The sequence below is a fragment of the Streptomyces sp. V4I2 genome (assembly GCF_030817655.1).
Classification (GTDB): Bacteria; Actinomycetota; Actinomycetes; order Streptomycetales; family Streptomycetaceae; genus Streptomyces; species Streptomyces plumbiresistens.
On record NZ_JAUSZM010000003.1, the window covers coordinates 7,336,498 to 7,352,107 of the forward strand.

15 protein-coding genes are annotated in these 15,610 nt (G+C 72.1%); 11 read left to right on the forward strand and 4 right to left on the reverse strand.

Features of this window, described 5'->3' with window-relative positions; genetic code table 11:
- Nucleotides 1-5: 5 nt before the first annotated feature.
- Nucleotides 6-446: a MarR family winged helix-turn-helix transcriptional regulator gene (locus QFZ76_RS34735; RefSeq protein ID WP_307680217.1), complete on the reverse strand. Its 441-nt coding sequence runs from the start codon at nucleotides 444-446 to the stop codon at nucleotides 6-8.
- Nucleotides 447-549: 103 nt separating this feature from the next.
- Here QFZ76_RS34735 and QFZ76_RS34740 point away from each other — a divergent pair, with 103 nt between their 5' ends.
- The gene (locus QFZ76_RS34740) at nucleotides 550-1,182 is read left to right on the forward strand and encodes a maleylpyruvate isomerase family mycothiol-dependent enzyme (protein WP_307677388.1); all 633 of its coding nucleotides are present in this window, start codon (nucleotides 550-552) and stop codon (nucleotides 1,180-1,182) included.
- Between the two features lie 65 nt (nucleotides 1,183-1,247).
- Entirely contained in the window at nucleotides 1,248-2,957 is a 1,710-nt protein-coding gene (locus QFZ76_RS34745) for an ATP-binding protein (protein WP_307677389.1), read from the forward strand.
- Nucleotides 2,958-3,136: 179 nt separating this feature from the next.
- Here the strand turns inward: QFZ76_RS34745 and QFZ76_RS34750 are convergent, their stop codons facing one another.
- Together QFZ76_RS34750 and QFZ76_RS34755 are read right to left on the reverse strand one after the other, a co-directional pair.
- On the reverse strand, nucleotides 3,137-4,030 hold the full coding sequence (locus QFZ76_RS34750; RefSeq protein WP_307677390.1) for an aldo/keto reductase: 894 nt from the start codon (nucleotides 4,028-4,030) through the stop codon (nucleotides 3,137-3,139).
- A gap of 1 nt (nucleotide 4,031) precedes the next feature.
- Nucleotides 4,032-4,949: an NAD-dependent epimerase/dehydratase family protein gene (locus QFZ76_RS34755; protein WP_307677391.1), complete on the reverse strand. Its 918-nt coding sequence runs from the start codon at nucleotides 4,947-4,949 to the stop codon at nucleotides 4,032-4,034.
- A gap of 45 nt (nucleotides 4,950-4,994) precedes the next feature.
- On the opposite strand from QFZ76_RS34755, the gene QFZ76_RS34760 reads away from it, so the two are divergent.
- The 4 genes from QFZ76_RS34760 to QFZ76_RS34775 all read left to right on the forward strand — a co-directional run bounded on the left by QFZ76_RS34760 (nucleotide 4,995) and on the right by QFZ76_RS34775 (nucleotide 8,696).
- Nucleotides 4,995-5,504: an Lrp/AsnC family transcriptional regulator gene (locus tag QFZ76_RS34760; RefSeq protein ID WP_307677392.1), complete on the forward strand. Its 510-nt coding sequence runs from the start codon at nucleotides 4,995-4,997 to the stop codon at nucleotides 5,502-5,504.
- A gap of 29 nt (nucleotides 5,505-5,533) precedes the next feature.
- The gene (locus tag QFZ76_RS34765; protein ID WP_307677393.1) at nucleotides 5,534-5,962 is read left to right on the forward strand and encodes a MerR family transcriptional regulator; all 429 of its coding nucleotides are present in this window, start codon (nucleotides 5,534-5,536) and stop codon (nucleotides 5,960-5,962) included.
- A gap of 14 nt (nucleotides 5,963-5,976) precedes the next feature.
- The gene (locus tag QFZ76_RS34770; RefSeq protein ID WP_307680218.1) at nucleotides 5,977-6,291 is read left to right on the forward strand and encodes a co-chaperone YbbN; all 315 of its coding nucleotides are present in this window, start codon (nucleotides 5,977-5,979) and stop codon (nucleotides 6,289-6,291) included.
- A gap of 182 nt (nucleotides 6,292-6,473) precedes the next feature.
- Complete coding sequence (locus tag QFZ76_RS34775; RefSeq protein ID WP_307677394.1) at nucleotides 6,474-8,696, forward strand: UvrD-helicase domain-containing protein; 2,223 nt, start codon at nucleotides 6,474-6,476, stop codon at nucleotides 8,694-8,696.
- Nucleotides 8,697-8,717: 21 nt separating this feature from the next.
- Here the strand turns inward: QFZ76_RS34775 and QFZ76_RS34780 are convergent, their stop codons facing one another.
- Entirely contained in the window at nucleotides 8,718-9,926 is a 1,209-nt protein-coding gene (locus tag QFZ76_RS34780) for an ROK family transcriptional regulator (RefSeq protein WP_307677395.1), read from the reverse strand.
- A 176-nt stretch (nucleotides 9,927-10,102) separates the two neighbouring features.
- Between QFZ76_RS34780 and QFZ76_RS34785 the strand changes: the two genes are divergently transcribed.
- The 5 genes from QFZ76_RS34785 (at nucleotide 10,103) to QFZ76_RS34805 (ending at nucleotide 15,407) form a co-directional block, all read left to right on the forward strand.
- Nucleotides 10,103-11,443 (forward strand): ABC transporter substrate-binding protein, encoded by a 1,341-nt coding sequence (locus QFZ76_RS34785; protein WP_307677396.1) that lies wholly within the window; start codon nucleotides 10,103-10,105, stop codon nucleotides 11,441-11,443.
- Nucleotides 11,440-12,420 carry a carbohydrate ABC transporter permease gene (locus QFZ76_RS34790; RefSeq protein ID WP_307677397.1) on the forward strand — a complete coding sequence of 327 codons (981 nt, stop codon included), beginning with the start codon at nucleotides 11,440-11,442 and terminating at the stop codon, nucleotides 12,418-12,420. The genes QFZ76_RS34785 and QFZ76_RS34790 overlap by 4 nt, the downstream gene beginning before the upstream one ends.
- Nucleotides 12,417-13,295, forward strand: coding sequence for a carbohydrate ABC transporter permease (locus QFZ76_RS34795; RefSeq protein ID WP_307677398.1), 879 nt, complete (start codon nucleotides 12,417-12,419; stop codon nucleotides 13,293-13,295). The genes QFZ76_RS34790 and QFZ76_RS34795 overlap by 4 nt, the downstream gene beginning before the upstream one ends.
- A 51-nt stretch (nucleotides 13,296-13,346) precedes the next feature.
- Entirely contained in the window at nucleotides 13,347-14,372 is a 1,026-nt protein-coding gene (locus QFZ76_RS34800) for a Gfo/Idh/MocA family protein (RefSeq protein WP_307677399.1), read from the forward strand.
- 144 nt (nucleotides 14,373-14,516) lie between these two features.
- Nucleotides 14,517-15,407 carry a Gfo/Idh/MocA family protein gene (locus QFZ76_RS34805; protein WP_307680219.1) on the forward strand — a complete coding sequence of 297 codons (891 nt, stop codon included), beginning with the start codon at nucleotides 14,517-14,519 and terminating at the stop codon, nucleotides 15,405-15,407.
- Nucleotides 15,408-15,610 lie beyond the last annotated feature (203 nt).

Below are 15,610 nucleotides of genomic sequence, written 5' to 3' on the forward strand. Positions count from 1 at the left end.
GAGCGTCACGCCCACGGGTCCGTGACCTCGCGCAGCAGTGTCAGCGCCTCGCGCAGCTGCTTCATGCGGCGCTTGCCGAGGTGCTCCTCCCACTCCCGCTCGACCTCGGCGACCACGGCGTTGGCGACCTCCTTGGCCGCCCACGCCTTCGCCGCCCCGCGCACCAGCCGGGCCCGCTTGTCCGTCGGGTCCGGTACGCGGGTGACGTAGCCCGCCTTCTCCAGCTGGTCGACCAGGAAGCCCGCGGTCTGCTTGGTGATCTGGGCCTGCTCGGCCAGCTCGGTCAGCCGGGTGCCGTCCGGGCCGATGCGCTGCATGACGCGGGCCTGGGCGGGCGTGAAGTCGTCGAAACCGGCCTCCGCGAGCGCGGCGAAGACCCGGTTCTCCAGGGCCCGGTAAGGAAGGAACAGGAGCACGCCCGTGTTGAGCTCGCTCTCCGCCACCATGGCCGACGCCTCCCGAACACTGCTTGACATTGGTCAGAGTCTCTGACTAATTTGGTCAGAGAAGCTTACCACTTGCTGGGGTGGGTGATTCAGGGTGACTCCCATGAACGCGGTACTGGGGACCGACGAGCGCTGGCAGCTCGTCGACCGGGAGCGGGCGGGCCTGGCCGACCTGCTGGAGGGGCTGAGCCCCGAGGAGTGGGAGACGCCCACGTGGTGCGGGGACTGGCGGGTGAGGGACGTCGCCGCGCATCTGACCGTCGCCGCGCGCTTCACGTACAAGGACGTCCTGGCCGCGTTCGTCCGTGCCCGCGGCAGCTTCGACCGGATGATCCACGACTCGGCGGTCCGGGAGGCCGAGTCGCCCGTCACCGAGATCGTCGCCAACCTCCGTGGGATCGTCGGCTCCCGCCGCCTCGCACCGACCACCTCGCCCCGTGAGCCGCTCCTCGACATCCTCGTGCACGGCCAGGACATCGCCCTGGCTCTCGGCCGCGGGCGGGAGATGCCGCCGGAGGCCGCCCGTGACGCCGCCGACCGGGTGTGGACCATGCGGGTGCCGCCCAGGCCCTGGCCGCTGCCGAAGGCCCGGCTCGTCGCCACCGACATCGAGTGGACGCGCGGGGACGGCGCGGAGATCCGCGGCCCGGTCGCCGCGCTGCTCCTGTTGCTGACCGGGCGCCCGGAGGCGGCCCGGGAGTGGTGCGAGCTGGCCGGTGTGGAGGGCCTTCGCTGACCGGCCCTGTGTGTGAGAGCTGACCGGCCCCGTTTGTGAGACTCGCGAGAGTCACCCCAATTCCGTTGACCCGCCCGGAATCCACCACCACCCTGGAAACCCTCGCAGGCGCGGGCGGACGTACGGAGGCGGGTATGGCGGACAGGGCGAGTACGGAGGGCACGGGGGAGCAGGACGGACGCGTCGCGGGGGAGACCTCGCACCTCTCGATGGAGCAGGTGCACGACCTGTTCTACGAGTTCCTCAACGCCGTCGCCCACCCCCGGCGCAGGGACCGGGACGGCAGCCGCGACCTCACCGCCCGCCTGCGCGCCCACCTGGGCTCAGCCCCCGCCGACCGCCCGGTGGTCAAGGCCGCCTACCCGCCGTACGACCTCCCCAACGTGCACCTCGCCCTGGAGCGCTGGTTCGCCGCCGACGGCCGCGGCTACGAACTGATCGGCATGCGCGGCGCCCAGCACCACGGCGAGCTCACCCTCGGCGACATCCTCGAATCGGCCGACCGCTACGACCGGTTCGTGATCGGCGCCGTCGACTACGCCCACCTGCCGATCGCCCCCGACACCGAACTCCCCTGTGTCTCCTGCGGGTTCTACCTCGGCACGGACGGCGACGAACGTTTCGCGATCCTGCTGCGCGGCCCGGCCGACGAGTACGGCCGCAACAAGGCGGAGCTCGAGGTCCTCGCGGAGAACAAGGAGTTCGCGGACCGGCTGCTCGCCGAACTCGACACACTCGTCCGCGAGCACAACGTCTTCCGCGGCCAGGTCCTCTCCTTCGAGGGCTCCGAGTTCGGCCACGGCCTCGGCCCGTTCCGCTTCCACCGGCGGCCCGGCCTCGGCCGCGAGGAGATCGTGCTGCCCGAGGGTCTGCTGGAGCGCGTCGAACGCCAGGTCGTCGGCGTGGCCCGCCGCCGTGAGCAACTGCGCGCCGCCGGCCAGCACCTGCGCCGCGGACTCCTCCTCTACGGCCCGCCCGGCACCGGCAAGACCCACACCATCCGCTATCTCCTCTCCCACCTCCCCCAGTTCACGGTCGTCGTCCTGGCCGGCACCAGCATCGACGCCATCGGCCCCGCCTGCGCGCTGGCCCGGATGCTCCAGCCGGCGCTGGTCGTCCTGGAGGACTGCGACCTGATCGCCGAGGCCCGCGACTACGGCGGCGGCGAACAGCCCCTGCTCTTCCAGGTGCTGAACGAGATGGACGGCCTCGGCGACGACGCCGACGTGGCCTTCCTCCTCACCACCAACCGCGCCGACCTCCTCGAACCGGCCCTCGTCCAGCGCCCCGGCCGCGTCGACCTCGCCGTGGAGATCCCCCTCCCGGACGCCGAAGGCCGCGCCCGCCTCCTCGACCTGTACGGCGCCGGCCTCGACCTCGGCAAGGACATCGCCGACGAGGTGGTGGCCCGCACGGAAGGCACCACGGCGTCCTTCACCAAGGAACTCGTACGCCGTTCCGTGCTGATCGCGGCCGAACGCGAATCGGCGCGCACGGAGCCCGAGGACGTCCGCGCCGCCCTCGACGAACTCCTCTCCGACCAGGACCGCCTCACCCGCCGCCTGCTGGGCGTGCGGGGCGGCACGGATGTCGAGGACGAGGACTGGATGCCGGGCGAGGAACAGGAGGAGCACGCCGGAGAGTACTTCTACGGCGGCGTGCACCCGGCCCCCGGTCCCGGCCCGTACCCCGGAACGCCCCCTGGTCCAGGCCCGTTCCCCGGCATGCCGCCCGGCTTCTACGATCCGCCGCCCCCCGGCATGCCCCGGCGCTGAGCCGCCGGGCGCATCGGGCGCGGCTCGCCGGTCCACGCGTGGTGGCGGTCAACCGAGGCACGGAGCACGCCGACGGTCGGGGATCCGGCCGGAGACCCCGGCACGAGGCGCTCGGCGCCTGGGTGGGGCGATGGACCGACGAAGGCCGGATGAGCAACGACGACGGAGGGTCACTCTCGTCAAGGTCGGCCGAGGGCACGGTCCAGCCGGGCCAGTTCCGCCGCGTCCAGTACCAGGTCCGCCGCGGCCGCCGAGTCCCGGATCGTCTCCGGACGGCTCGCTCCCGGGATCGGGATCACGACCGGCGACTTCGCCAACAACCAGGCCAGGGAAACCTGTTGGGGACTGACCCCGCGCTCGGCGGCCACGTCGTGGAAGGCGCCGAAACGCCGGGGGCCCTCGACCCGCGACGGGCCGTCCAGGGAGCTGCGCGAGATGCCGCCGAGCGGGCTCCACGGCAGGAACGCCAGTCCCAGCTCCGCACACAACGCGAGCTCCGCCTCGCTGTCCCGTACGGCCGGCGAGTACTGGTTCTGCACCGAGACCAGCCGGTCGCCGAGGATCTCGCGGGCCGCCCGGAGCTGCCCGACGTGCGCGTTGGACACCCCGGCCAGCCGGATCTTGCCCTCGTCGAGCAGCTCGCGCAGGGCGCCGACCGACTCCTCGAAGGGCACGGCGGGGTCGGGCTTGTGCAGCTGGTAGAGGCCGATCGCCTCCACGCCGAGCCGCTTGAGGGAAGCCTCGGCAGCCGTCTTCAGATGCCGTGCGTTGCCGGTCACCGTCCAGCCGCCGTCGCCCGGCCTGCCCCGGCCGCCCTTCGTGGCCACCAGCACGTCGGCCGTGTCACCGCCGTACGCGGCGAGCGCCCGGGCCACCAGCAGTTCGTTGTGGCCGGGTTCGGCGCCGGGCAGGTGGTAGGAGTCCGCCGTGTCCAGGAGGCTCACGCCCGCGTCCAGCGCCGCGTGCACGGTGGCCAGGGCGCGGGACTCGTCCGGGCGGCCCTCGATGGACAGGGGCATCGCGCCCAGTCCGACGGCGCTCACGCGCAGGTCGCCAAGTGTGCGGTACCGCATGTCAGTTGCCGCCTCCACTCAGGGTCTCGGCCACGGCACCCGGCAGCCACCGCCGTACGTCGCCGAAGGTGAACCCGAGCCGCGCGGCCCGGGAGTTGTCCATGCCGTAGGAACGGGTGAAGGAGAACGGCGAGACCGCGCCGACCTCGACGGGGTGCAGGACCGTCGTGCCGTCGGGGAAGTGCGCCGCCACCGCCTCGCACAACTCCTGCGTCGTCAGCAGACCGTCGGAGGCCGCGTTGACCGGGCCGGTGAAGTCCTCGCCCGCCGCCCAGGCCAGGAAGTCGGCGATCTCCTCGACGTGGACGTAGGTGGCGGGCCGGTTCACGACCGGCACGGCGATCGGCTCGCCGGTGCTTATCCGGTCGGCGTAGTGCTGGAGCCGCCCGGTGAAGTCGTCGGCGCCGCCCAGCACATGGGCCACGCGGACGGCCGTGTACGGGAACTCCGGGCCGACGGCCGCGAACACCGCCTCCGCCTGCCGCTTGCCCTCTCCGTAGTGGGCCTCCAGGAACTCCGGGTCGTCCCAGGGCAGTTCCAGGTCGACGGGGACGGTCAGCGGGTCGACGGCTGCCTCCCGTACGAGCGTGGTCGAGTCCTCGTACTCGTACACCTCGGCCGTCGAGGTCATCACATAGCGGCCGGTGCGGCCGGCGAAGACCCGGCGGGCGGTCTCCGCCTGGCGCGGGGTGTAGCAGACCTGGTCGACGACGACGTCGAAGGTGCGGGAAGCGAGAGCGTCCGTCAGCGCCTTCTCGTCATTCCGGTCGGCGACCAGATGAATTGTGCCCGCGGGCGGCCGCGACGATCCGCGATTCAGTACGGTCACGCGGTCCCCGGCCGCCAGCAGCCGCGCGATGAGCCGCTTGCCGAAATAGCGGTTTCCGCCGATGACCAATACCTCTCGTCCCTTGTCCATGACCATAATTCTCCCGGCGTACAGGCACGTACTGAAGGGGGAACCATGGGAGTTCCGGCCGCCGCACCGAAAGAACCGCGGCATCCGCGCGCCGCCGCCGCCGAAACCTCGGTGGCCTTCGACGCGCTGGACCGGCAGATCCTCCAGCTGCTCCAGACCGACGGCCGGATCAAACTCAGCGAGCTGGGCCGCCGGGTCCGGCTGAGCCCGGCGGCGGTCACCGAGCGGGTACGGCGGCTGGAGGCGGCGGGCGTGATCAGTGGGTACGGCGCCCACGTCGTCCCGGGCCGGCTCGGCTACGGCATCCAGGCGTTCATCCGCGTCAACCCGCACGGCGGCTACACGCTGAAACACCCGAGGACCCTGGAGCTGATGGAGCGCCCCGAGATCACCGAGGTGCACCACGTGGTCGGCGAGGACTGCTGGATCCTCAAGGTCGCGGTCCAGGACACCGTCCACCTGGAGGAAGTCCTCGAAGACGTCTCCGTCCTGGGGCGCACGACGACCTCGATCGTGCTGACCTCCCCGGTGGAGCGGAAACCGCTGTTGCCTTGACGTCGGCGTCAAGGCTTACGTTCGTACCCATGCGAATCGGCGAGCTGGCCGCGCGGGCCAACACCACGACCCGGACGCTGCGCTACTACGAGTCACGGGGGCTGCTGCCCGCGCGGCGGGGCGGCAACGGATACCGGACGTACGACGAGAACGACCTGAGGCTGCTGAGGCAGATCCGGACGCTGCAGGACTTCGGGTTCGACCTGGAGGAGACGCGGCCGTTCGTGGAGTGTCTGCGGGCCGGGCATCCGGAGGGCGACTCGTGCCCGGCGTCGCTCGAGGTCTACCGGCGCAAGCTGGCGGAGCTGGACGACCTGATCGGCGAGTTGCAGGCCGTGCGTGCGCAGGTCGGGGCGCAGTTGGTGAAGGCGGAGCGGGCGCGGGACGAGCTGGCGGCCGAGGCGGAGGTTCCGGGGGGTCCGGAGCCGGTGTGCGAGCTGGGGAGGAACCTCAAGTGATCAAGGCGGCGGGTGTGACCGAGGTGACGGACGCGGACTTCGCGGCGGAGGTGATCGGGGCGGAGCTGCCGGTGCTGGTGGAGTTCACCGCCGACTGGTGCCCGCCGTGCCGGCAGATGGGGCCGGTGCTCAGCGCCCTCGCCGAGGAGGAGGGGGAGCGGCTGAAGGTGGTCCAGCTGGACGTGGACACCAACCCGGAGACCACCAACGCGTACAAGGTGCTGTCCATGCCGACCTTCATGGTGTTCCGGGGCGGCGAGGCCGTGAAGGCGATGGTGGGGGCCCGGCCCAAGCGCCGGCTCCTGGAGGAGCTGTCCGACGTGCTCTGAGCGCCACGAGCCCGTCTACGCGGAAATCCCCCGAGCAATTGCGCTCGGGGGATTTCTTTGCGTATATTCAATGGTTCGCGACTTCAAGGATATTGAGTCGCAAAGAAGCTCAGTGAGCACAGTATATCCGGGCGGGAGCGGAATTGTCAAACACCGGTTTTCAAGACAGTGAAGACATTGAATTGCGGCAGGAGCAGCAATTCATCGACGAGCTCTATGTGCGGGTCGACGCCCTGCGCGGCGACACCGAGGGCTCGGTCACGGACGCGCTCGCCCAGGGCAACACCCCCATGCAGGCCCGCCTCGAACGGGACATCCTGGTCGCCGAGCGCTCGGGCCTGCTGGCGGCGCTGAACGCGGTGGACGGCTCGCTCTGCTTCGGCCGGATCGACCTCACCTCGGGCGTCAGCCACCACATCGGCCGGATCGGCCTGCGCGCCGACGACGACGAGCGCACGCCGGTCCTGATCGACTGGCGGGCGGACGTGGCCCGGCCCTTCTACCTGGCCACCGGCCACACCCCGATGGGCCTGCGCCGGCGCCGGCACCTCACCACCGACGGCCGCCGGGTCACCGCCCTGCACGACGAGATCCTCGACCTCGGCGACGCCACCCGCACCGGCCACGAGGACCCGACCGGCGACGCCGTCCTGCTCTCGGCGCTCAACTCCGCGCGCACCGGCCGGATGGGCGACATCGTGCAGACCATCCAGGCCGAGCAGGACGAGATCATCCGCGCGCCCCACCGAGGGATCCTGGTGGTCGAGGGCGGCCCAGGCACCGGCAAGACGGCGGTCGCCCTGCACCGGGCCGCGTACCTGCTGTACGAGCACCGGGAGTTGCTCGCCAAGCGGGCCGTCCTCATCGTCGGCCCCAACCCCGCCTTCCTCGGCTACATCGGCGAGGTCCTGCCCTCGCTGGGCGAGACCGGTGTCCTGCTGGCCACGGTCGGCGAGCTGTTCCCCGGCGTGAAGGCACGGGCGACGGACCCGCCCGAGGCGGCCGCGGTCAAGGGCCGTGCCGACATGGCGGACGTCCTCGCCGCCGTCGTACGCGACCGTCAGTCGCTGCCCGACCCGGTGATCACGATCGAGCACGACCGCGAGATCCTGATGCTGGACGACGACCTGGTCAACATGGCCCGCGAGCGCACCCGGGCGGCCGAACTCCCGCACAACGCGGCACGCGAGCACTTCGAGGGCCACATCCTCAACACGCTCACCGACATGGTCGCCGAGCGCATCGGCACGGACCCGTACGACGGCTCCAATCTGCTGGACCCGAGCGACATCACCCAGATCCGCGACGAACTCGCCGAGAACCCGGAAGTCTGGTCGGCGATCCACCAGTTGTGGCCGAGGGTGACCCCGCAGCGGCTCGTCGCCGACTTCCTGGCGGAACCCGAGGGGTACGTGAGCGCCGAGGACGCCGCTGCCATCCGGCGCCCGGTGACGCGGGCGTGGACCGTGGCGGACGTACCGCTGCTCGACGAGGCGGCGGAACTGCTCGGCGAGGACGACCGGGTGGCGCGGGCGCGGGCGGAGCGGGAGCGCGAGACGCAGGTCGCTTATGCGCAGGGCGTCCTCGACGTCTCGTACGCCTCCCGCACCTACGAGTTCGAGGACAAGGACGAGGAGGACTCCGAGGTCCTGTCCGCGCACGACATCATCGACGCGGAGCGCTTCGCCGAACGCCACGAGGAGGACGACCACCGCAGCGCCGCCGAGCGCGCGGCGGCCGACCGCACCTGGGCGTTCGGGCACATCATCGTCGACGAGGCGCAGGAACTGTCGCCGATGGCCTGGCGGCTGCTCATGCGGCGCAGCCCGACCCGCTCGATGACCCTGGTCGGGGATCCGGCGCAGACCGCGGAGGCGGCGGGCGTCGGCTCCTGGGCGGGCATCCTGGAGCCGTTCGTCGAGGACCGCTGGGAGCACACGCGTCTTGGCGTCAACTACCGCACGCCGGCCGAGATCATGGACGTGGCGGCGGCCGTCGTACGTGCCGAGCAGCCCGGCTTCGAGCCGCCGAGTTCGGTGCGGTCCACGGGGGTACGGCCCTGGGTGCGCGCCACCGACGACCTGCCCGAAGCCGTGGCCAAGGCGGTCGGGGAACTCACCCCGGCCGAGGGCCGCCTCGCGGTCATCGCCCCGCGCGACCTGCACCGCCGGCTGGCCGCCCGGCTGGACGGAGTGACGGCGGACGCGGAGCCCGACCTGACCCGGACCGTCGTCCTCCTGGACCCCCGGCAGTCGAAGGGCCTGGAGTTCGACTCGGTGCTGGTGGTCGAGCCCGCGCACTACGGCACGAGCGACCTGTACGTCGCGCTGACCCGGGCGACCCAGCGGCTCGGGGTGCTGCACACCGGGCAACTGCCGAAGGCGCTGGCCGAGGCGTTCGGGTAGGAACGCCCCCGGCCCCCCGGCTTATGCCTTCCCGCCACCCGACTCGGTCGGCACGACAGGAAGGCTGGTGGGGCGGGTGCGCAGCACCTCTTCGACCGAGGAGAGGGCGAAGCGGACCGCGCCGGTGATCACGGCCTCGTCGCCCAGGGCGGACAACTGCCATCGCGGCAGGTCGACCAGGAGGTTGCCGGCTTCCTCCTCGGCGGCGCTCAGGAGGAGTTCCGCCGCCGGCCGCAGGCCGGGGTCGGGGAAGAGGCTGGTGCCGAGCACGACCAGTGCGGGGTCGAGCGCGAGCAGCACGGGGGCGATCCCGGCGGCCAGTCTCCGCCCGTACGACGTGATGGCCGCCTCCGCGTCCGGATCTGGGACCAGGGGTTCGAGGCCGGGCTGTGACGAGGTGCTGCCGGGGAAGCGGATGAAGCCGATCTCTCCGGCCGCACCGCGGTGCCCGCGCAGCAGGCGCCCCCCGGTGATGACACCGGCCCCGAGGCGTTCCCCGTGCAGCACGAAGACCATCTCGTCGGCGGCGCCGCCGACCCCGCGCCACTGCTCGCCGAGCGCGGCGAGGTTGGCGTCGTTCTCCACGGCGACCGGGCAGCCGAGGGCTTCGCGGAGGACGGTGACGATGTCGGCCTCGGCCCAGTTCTTGAGGTTGTCGGCCTGCCGGATGCGGGTGTTGCTCCGGTCCACCAGGCCGGGGGTGCCCACGGTCGCGGCCCACACCCGGCGGGCGTCGGCTCCGGAGCGCTCGATCGCGTTCCGTACCACCGCCACGACGGCGCGGGCGCGGGCCTGGCCACCCAGGTCGGCGCGGACCGCCTTGCGTTCGACGGCCACCGGCCGGCCGTCGAGGTCGGCCAGGCAGGCGCTCACCGAGCGGGCCCGTACGTCCACGCCGACGACGAATCCGGCGTGCGGGCAGAAACGGAACCGGCGGGCCGGGCGGCCCGGCGACCGCTGGCCACGGGCGGAGACGGCCGGGGCGACCTCGATGAGCCCGCGGTCGGTGAGTTCCTCGACGATCGCCTCGACGGTGGGGCGGGAGAGCTTGGTCGCCTCGGCCAGGGTGGAGAGCCGGGGGTGCGGGTCGGCCGAGCGGACAGCGGCGAGGATGGCCGCGGCGTTCGTGGCGCGCAGGTCCGCCACGCCCACCACCGCGGGCAGTTCGCGGCCGGGGGAGTGCGGCTGCGGCAGCCCGCCGAGCGGCCACCGGTCCCTGGACGTGGCCAATGATCAACCTCCTGTTGTGACCGCCCGACGATAACAATCCAGCCATGAGTCCTTGACGCCTGCCGGGCTCGCTCTGATTATAAAACGCAACTGCGTTATCGAACTAATCGAACGATCTTCTCGCCCCTCCTCCGCCGCCTCCGCCGCGCCGCGTCCCGTCACGCCCAGGAGATCCCATGAGCCCCAGCCCGTCGTCCCTGTCCAGACGTACCCTCCTCGCGGCCACCGGCGCGGTCGGCGCCGCGGCACTCGCCGCGTGCAGCGATCTGACTCCGGGCGCCTCGTCCGCCGAGAAGAGCAGCTCCGGCCCCGTCTCCACGGCGGTACCGGCCGACGAGAAGATCACGCTGGTGGTCGCCGACGCCGACGACACCACCATGACCCCGGGTCTGATCGCGGCCTTCCGCGCGAAGCACCCCAACATCACTGTGAAGCGCCAGTACACGGGCTGGGACGACTACCTCAAGAGCATCAACACCACCATGTCGGCCGACAGCGCCCCCGACATCGCGCAGTTCACCTCCGGCATGCAGAACCTCGTCCCCGGACGGCTGCTGCTCAAGGTCGGCGAGTACGGCAAGGCGTACGGCTGGGCCGAGAAGTTCCCCGGCCTGGACCAGATCACCCTCACCCCGGACGGCAAGACCGTAGGCACCGGTGACCTCTACGGGGTGGGCGCGGGCCTGTCCTTCGAAGGCGTCTACTACAACAAGGCCAAGGCGCGGAAGCTGGGCCTGACCGTTCCCCCGGCCACCCTGGAGGACCTGGAGGCCCTGTTCGCCAAGGCCAAGGCGGCCGGCGAGACCGCGCTGGTCGCCGGCAACCTCGACGGCGGCCTCAACCACCCCTTCAACGTGCTGCTCTCGGCCTACCTGACGCCGAAGGACCGCGAGGCGTGGGCTTTTGGCCACACGAGCGCCACCATCGTGCTGCCGGAGGCCGAGAAGGCGGCCGAGACGCTCCAGCGATGGGTCGACAAGGGGTACGTCACCCCCAAGGTCAACGGCGTCAGCGACAACGACGCCACCGCCGCGTTCGCCAAGGGCGAGGGTGTCTTCCGGATCAGCGGCAACTGGGCGGCGGCCGCGGTGGCCAAGGGTCTGGGGGAGGGGGCCGGCTACTTCAACATGCCGCCCGTCACCGCGGGCGGGAAGGTCCGCACCACCGGCGCCGGGGTGTACTACTGCGTGTCCGGCAAGTCGAAGAACGCCGCCGCGGCCGCCGCCTTCCTCGACTTCGCCGCCGGTGCCAAGGCCGCCGCGATCACCGCCAAGGCGGGCTTCATGGCCCCCGACGCGGGCGCCATGCCGAGCCAGAGCGGACTGCTGGGCGATGTCCAGAAGGGCTGGCAGACCGTCGTCAAGGACGCCGGCCTGCAGCCGTTCATCCAGAACGCCTCCAGCCCGACGATGGGCGACACCCTCACCACCCAGCTGCAGTTGCTCGCCGGAGGCAAGGTCACCCCCGAGAAGTTCCTGGCCGGCCTCCAGACGGACTTCGAGAACTACCACAAATGACCACGGCCGACCGACTGACCGAGCCCGCCCCCGCTCCCCGCACCGCGCGTTCGGCGAAGCGGGGAGCGGGCCCCGCCGTGCACCGGCGCCCCCGCACGGTACGGTCCGGCCGCCGCCGGCGCCGGGCCGTGGCGTTGCTGTACCTGCTGCCGGCTCTGCTGCCCTACACGCTCTTCGCCGTGCTGCCGCTGCTGCACACCGCGTACCTCTCCCTGTTCGACTGGGACGGGGTGACCCTGCCGTCCTTCGTCGGAGTCGACAACTACCGCCGTATCGGCACCGACCCGCAACTGCGGGCCGCCGCCTGGCACGCCGGCGCCCTGATCCTGTTCTTCTCCGTCCTGCCGATCTGCGTGGGGCTGGTCTCGGCGGCGATCGTGTCCCGGCGTGCCGGGCGCCGGGGGACCGCCCTGGTGCGCACGGTGCTGTTCCTGCCCCAGGTCATCCCGCTGGTCGCGGTCGGCATCCTCTGGCGCTGGGTGTACGGCGAGGACGGCACCCTCAACCAGGCGCTGCGGGCGGTCGGCCTCGGCGGCCTCACCGACGCCTGGCTGGGCAGCTTCACCTGGGCGCTGCCGGCCGTCGGACTGATCGGGACCTGGGTCGTCTCGGGCCTGTGCATGGTGCTGTTCCTGTCCGGGACCCAGCGCATCGACCAGGAGATATACGAGGCGGCACGGATGGACGGGGCAGGCCCCGTACGCGAGTTCACGGCCATCACCGTCCCGCTGCTGCGGCCGGAACTCGCCATTGCACTGTCCATCACCGTGATCGCCGCCCTGTCCAGCTTCGACCTCATCTACATCACCACCGGGGGAGGCCCGGGCAACAGCACCGTCGTCCCCGGCATCCTCATCTACCGCCTCGCCTTCGGGGGCGGCGCCGTCGGTGTGGCCAGCGCCCTGGCGATCGTGCTGACGGTGGTCATCTCCCTCGCCGTCCTGGTGATCAACCGGCTGTCCAGGGAGGCACCGTGACCTCGACGACCTCGACGACCTCGACGACCTCACCGGCCTCACCGGCCTCGACGACCGGAGCGGTCACCGGGCGGCTGGCGGCACCCGTCGTGCTCGCGCTGTTCATGGCCGCCGTCCTCGTGCCGTTCGCCTCCCTGCTGCTGGCCTCCCTCCAGCCGGCGGGCGCTCCGCTGACCGGCTTCGCCCTGCCCGACGGACTGCACTTCGAGAACTTCTCCCGCGCCTGGTCCGCGGCGGGCTTCGGCACGCTGCTGCGGTCGAGTGTGGTGATCGCGCTGTGCGTGGTGCCGGCCGCGGTGGTGTGCGCGACCCTGGCCGGGTACGCGCTGGCGACCCTCGAAGTCCCCGGCCGGGGACGGCTCTACGCGTATCTGCTGCTCGGCCTGTCCATCCCCACCGAGAGCACCGTCATCCCGCTCTACTACGACATGCGTGCCCTGGGACTGACCAACACGGTGCCCGGCCTCGCCCTCGCGGAGATCGGCGCGTTCATGCCGTTCGGGGTGTTCTGGATGCGCGCCCACTTCGCCACCATGCCGCGCAGCCTGATCGAAGCGGCCCGGCTGGACGGCGCCTCGTCATGGGCGACCCTCTGGCGGATCCTGCTGCCCAGCTCCCGCCCGGCGGTGACCACGCTGGGCGTCCTGTACTTCGTGTGGAGCTGGAACCAGTTCCTGCTCCCGCTCATTCTCATCCAGGACCCGGCCCGCCGTACGGCCCCCGCCGGACTGGGCTTCTTCACCGGGCAGTACGGCGTCGACGTGCCGCTGCTCGCCGCGGCCACCCTGATCGTGATCGCCCCGGTGGTGCTCGTCTACCTGTTCTTCCAGCGGCACTTCATCAGTGGCGTACTCAGCGGCGCCCTCAAGGGCTGACCACACAGGCCGTACAGAAGACACCGGACATACAGGAGGTCGGAGAATTCCATGGCAGAACTCGAAGTCGCGCTGATCGGCGCGGGCGGCATCGCCCGCACGCATCTGCCCGCGTGGGTCGCCCTCGGCGCGCGCGTACGCCTCTACGCACCCGACGGCCAGGCCCCCGCCCTGGCCCGCGAGTTCGGCGCGACGTCCGTGGGCTCCCTGCGTGAGGCGATCGCCGGGGCCAACGTGGTGGATGTGTGCACGCCGACCGACACCCACCGGGAGATCACCCTGGCCGCCGTCGCGGCCGGGGCCCACGTCCTGTGCGAGAAGCCGCTGGCGCTCGGCGCGGCCGAGGCCGCGGAGATGGCCGACGCGGCGGAAGCGGCCGGGGTGCGGCTGTACCCGGGACACGTCGTGCGCTACTTCCCCGCCTACGCCCGCCTGCGCGCCCTCGTCGCCGGGGGCGGCCTGGGCCGGGTGGCGGTCGCCCGGTTCACCCGTACCGGCCGCTATCCCACCTGGAGCGGCTGGTTCGCCGACCCGGCACGGTCCGGCGGGATCCTGACGGACCAGATGCTCCACGACATGGACATGGCCCGCTGGCTCTTCGGAGACGTCGTACGGGTCCACGCCCGGCAGCAGGGGCATCTCACCGCCCCGGCCCCGGAAGGAGCGGTCGCCACCGGGACCGCCGTCCTCACCCACGCGGGCGGCACCCTCACCCAGGTCGTAGGGGTGTGGGGGCCACCCGCGACGCCCTTCCGCACCACGTTCCATGTGTCGGGCACCGGCGGTACCGTCCAGCACGACTCCCAGGCCCACCTCGACCTGCGGATCACCGGCGCGGCGTCCGGCGGCCCGGCGGACGGCATACCGGGCGGAGACTTCGGGGAGTCGCCCTACCTCACCCAGATCCGCGAGTTCGCCGAGGCGTTCGCGGGCGGTCCGGAACCACGGGTGAGCGGCCGGGACGGTGTGGCCGCCGTCCGCATCGCCGAGGCGGCGGCGGAGTCGGCCCGTACCGGGCGCACCATCGAGCTCGCCCCGCAGACAACCACCGTACCCACAGGGGGAATCGACCAGTGAGAGTCGCCGTACTGTCCTTCGCCCATGTGCACGCCGCGACCTACATCGGGCTGCTGCGCGACCGCGAGGACATCGAACTGATCACCGCCGACCCCGACGCCCCGCCGGACGACCCCACCCCGCGGCCGGGACCTCGCCGAACGACTGGGCGCGGCCTACGTCGACACCTGGGACGAGGTGTTCGCCCTGAGCCCCGACGCCGTGGTGGTCACCAGCGAGAACGCCCGCCACCGGCACCTGGTCGAGCGGGCCGCCGCGGCCGGGGCGCACGTGCTGTGCGAGAAGCCCCTCGCGACGACGGAGGCGGACGCACGGGCCATGATCGACGCCTGCGCACGCGCCGGGGTCGGGCTGATGACCGCCTATCCCGTACGGTTCAGCCCGGCCTTCGTCGCCCTGCGCCGCGCGCTGGCCGACGGCCTGCTCGGCGGGCTGATCAGCGTCCACGGAGCCAACAACGGCTCGAACCCGGCCCGCTCGCGCCCCTGGTTCGCCGACCCGGAACTGGCGGGCGGCGGAGCGCTGGCCGACCACACCGTCCACCTCGCCGACCTCGTGGACGCGCTGCTGGACGGCGAGCAGGCGGCGGAGGTGTACGCCCAGGCGAACAGCGTCCTGGACGACGGAGGCCCCGCACCGGACGTCGAGACCGCGGGCCTGGTCACCATCCGCTACCCCGGCGGGGTGGTCGCCGCCGTGGACGCCAGCTGGAGCCATCCGCCCGACCACCCGACCTGGGGCGGGCTCGCCATGACCTGCGTCGGCGAGAAGGCGATCGTGGAGTTCGACGCCTTCCCCCCGCTGCTCGGCGGCTTCGACTCCGCCACCGGCCGCGACCGCTGGGAGGCGGGCGGGGCCGATCTGGACGCCGCGATGCTCGACGAGTTCCTCGACGCCGCACGCACCGGACGGCGGCCGTCCCCCGACGGCGAGTCGGGCCTGCGCACCCTCCGGATCGTGCTGGCCGCCTACGAGTCGCTGCGTACCGGACATCCGGTGGCACTGTCGGCTGCCGTCGGGACGGCAGCCGACTGACGACCGCTAGGGCCTGTCCGGCGGATCATGCCGCAGACGCGGGGCGTGGCACGCCGATCTGCGGCGTTGTCGTCGGTTGCCGATTCCCCCACTCTCGACTTCGCTCGAGCGGGGGGACCCCCATCGCATCGACGCCCTCCTCCGCCTTGCAGCTCGACGCACCACGCCCCGCTCACCTGCGTCGATCAGGCACCGCCGATTTC

Bases quoted from the DNA above. Each gene is read 5' to 3' on its own strand.
- QFZ76_RS34735 (WP_307680217.1), bottom strand. From the start codon at position 446: ATGGTGGCGGAGAGCGAGCTCAACACGGGCGTGCTCCTGTTCCTTCCT.
- QFZ76_RS34740 (WP_307677388.1), top strand. From the start codon at position 550: ATGAACGCGGTACTGGGGACCGACGAGCGCTGGCAGCTCGTCGACCGG.
- QFZ76_RS34750 (WP_307677390.1), bottom strand. From the start codon at position 4,030: ATGCGGTACCGCACACTTGGCGACCTGCGCGTGAGCGCCGTCGGACTG.
- QFZ76_RS34755 (WP_307677391.1), bottom strand. From the start codon at position 4,949: ATGGACAAGGGACGAGAGGTATTGGTCATCGGCGGAAACCGCTATTTC.
- QFZ76_RS34760 (WP_307677392.1), top strand. From the start codon at position 4,995: ATGGGAGTTCCGGCCGCCGCACCGAAAGAACCGCGGCATCCGCGCGCC.
- QFZ76_RS34765 (WP_307677393.1), top strand. From the start codon at position 5,534: ATGCGAATCGGCGAGCTGGCCGCGCGGGCCAACACCACGACCCGGACG.
- QFZ76_RS34785 (WP_307677396.1), top strand. From the start codon at position 10,103: ATGAGCCCCAGCCCGTCGTCCCTGTCCAGACGTACCCTCCTCGCGGCC.
- QFZ76_RS34790 (WP_307677397.1), top strand. From the start codon at position 11,440: ATGACCACGGCCGACCGACTGACCGAGCCCGCCCCCGCTCCCCGCACC.
- QFZ76_RS34800 (WP_307677399.1), top strand. From the start codon at position 13,347: ATGGCAGAACTCGAAGTCGCGCTGATCGGCGCGGGCGGCATCGCCCGC.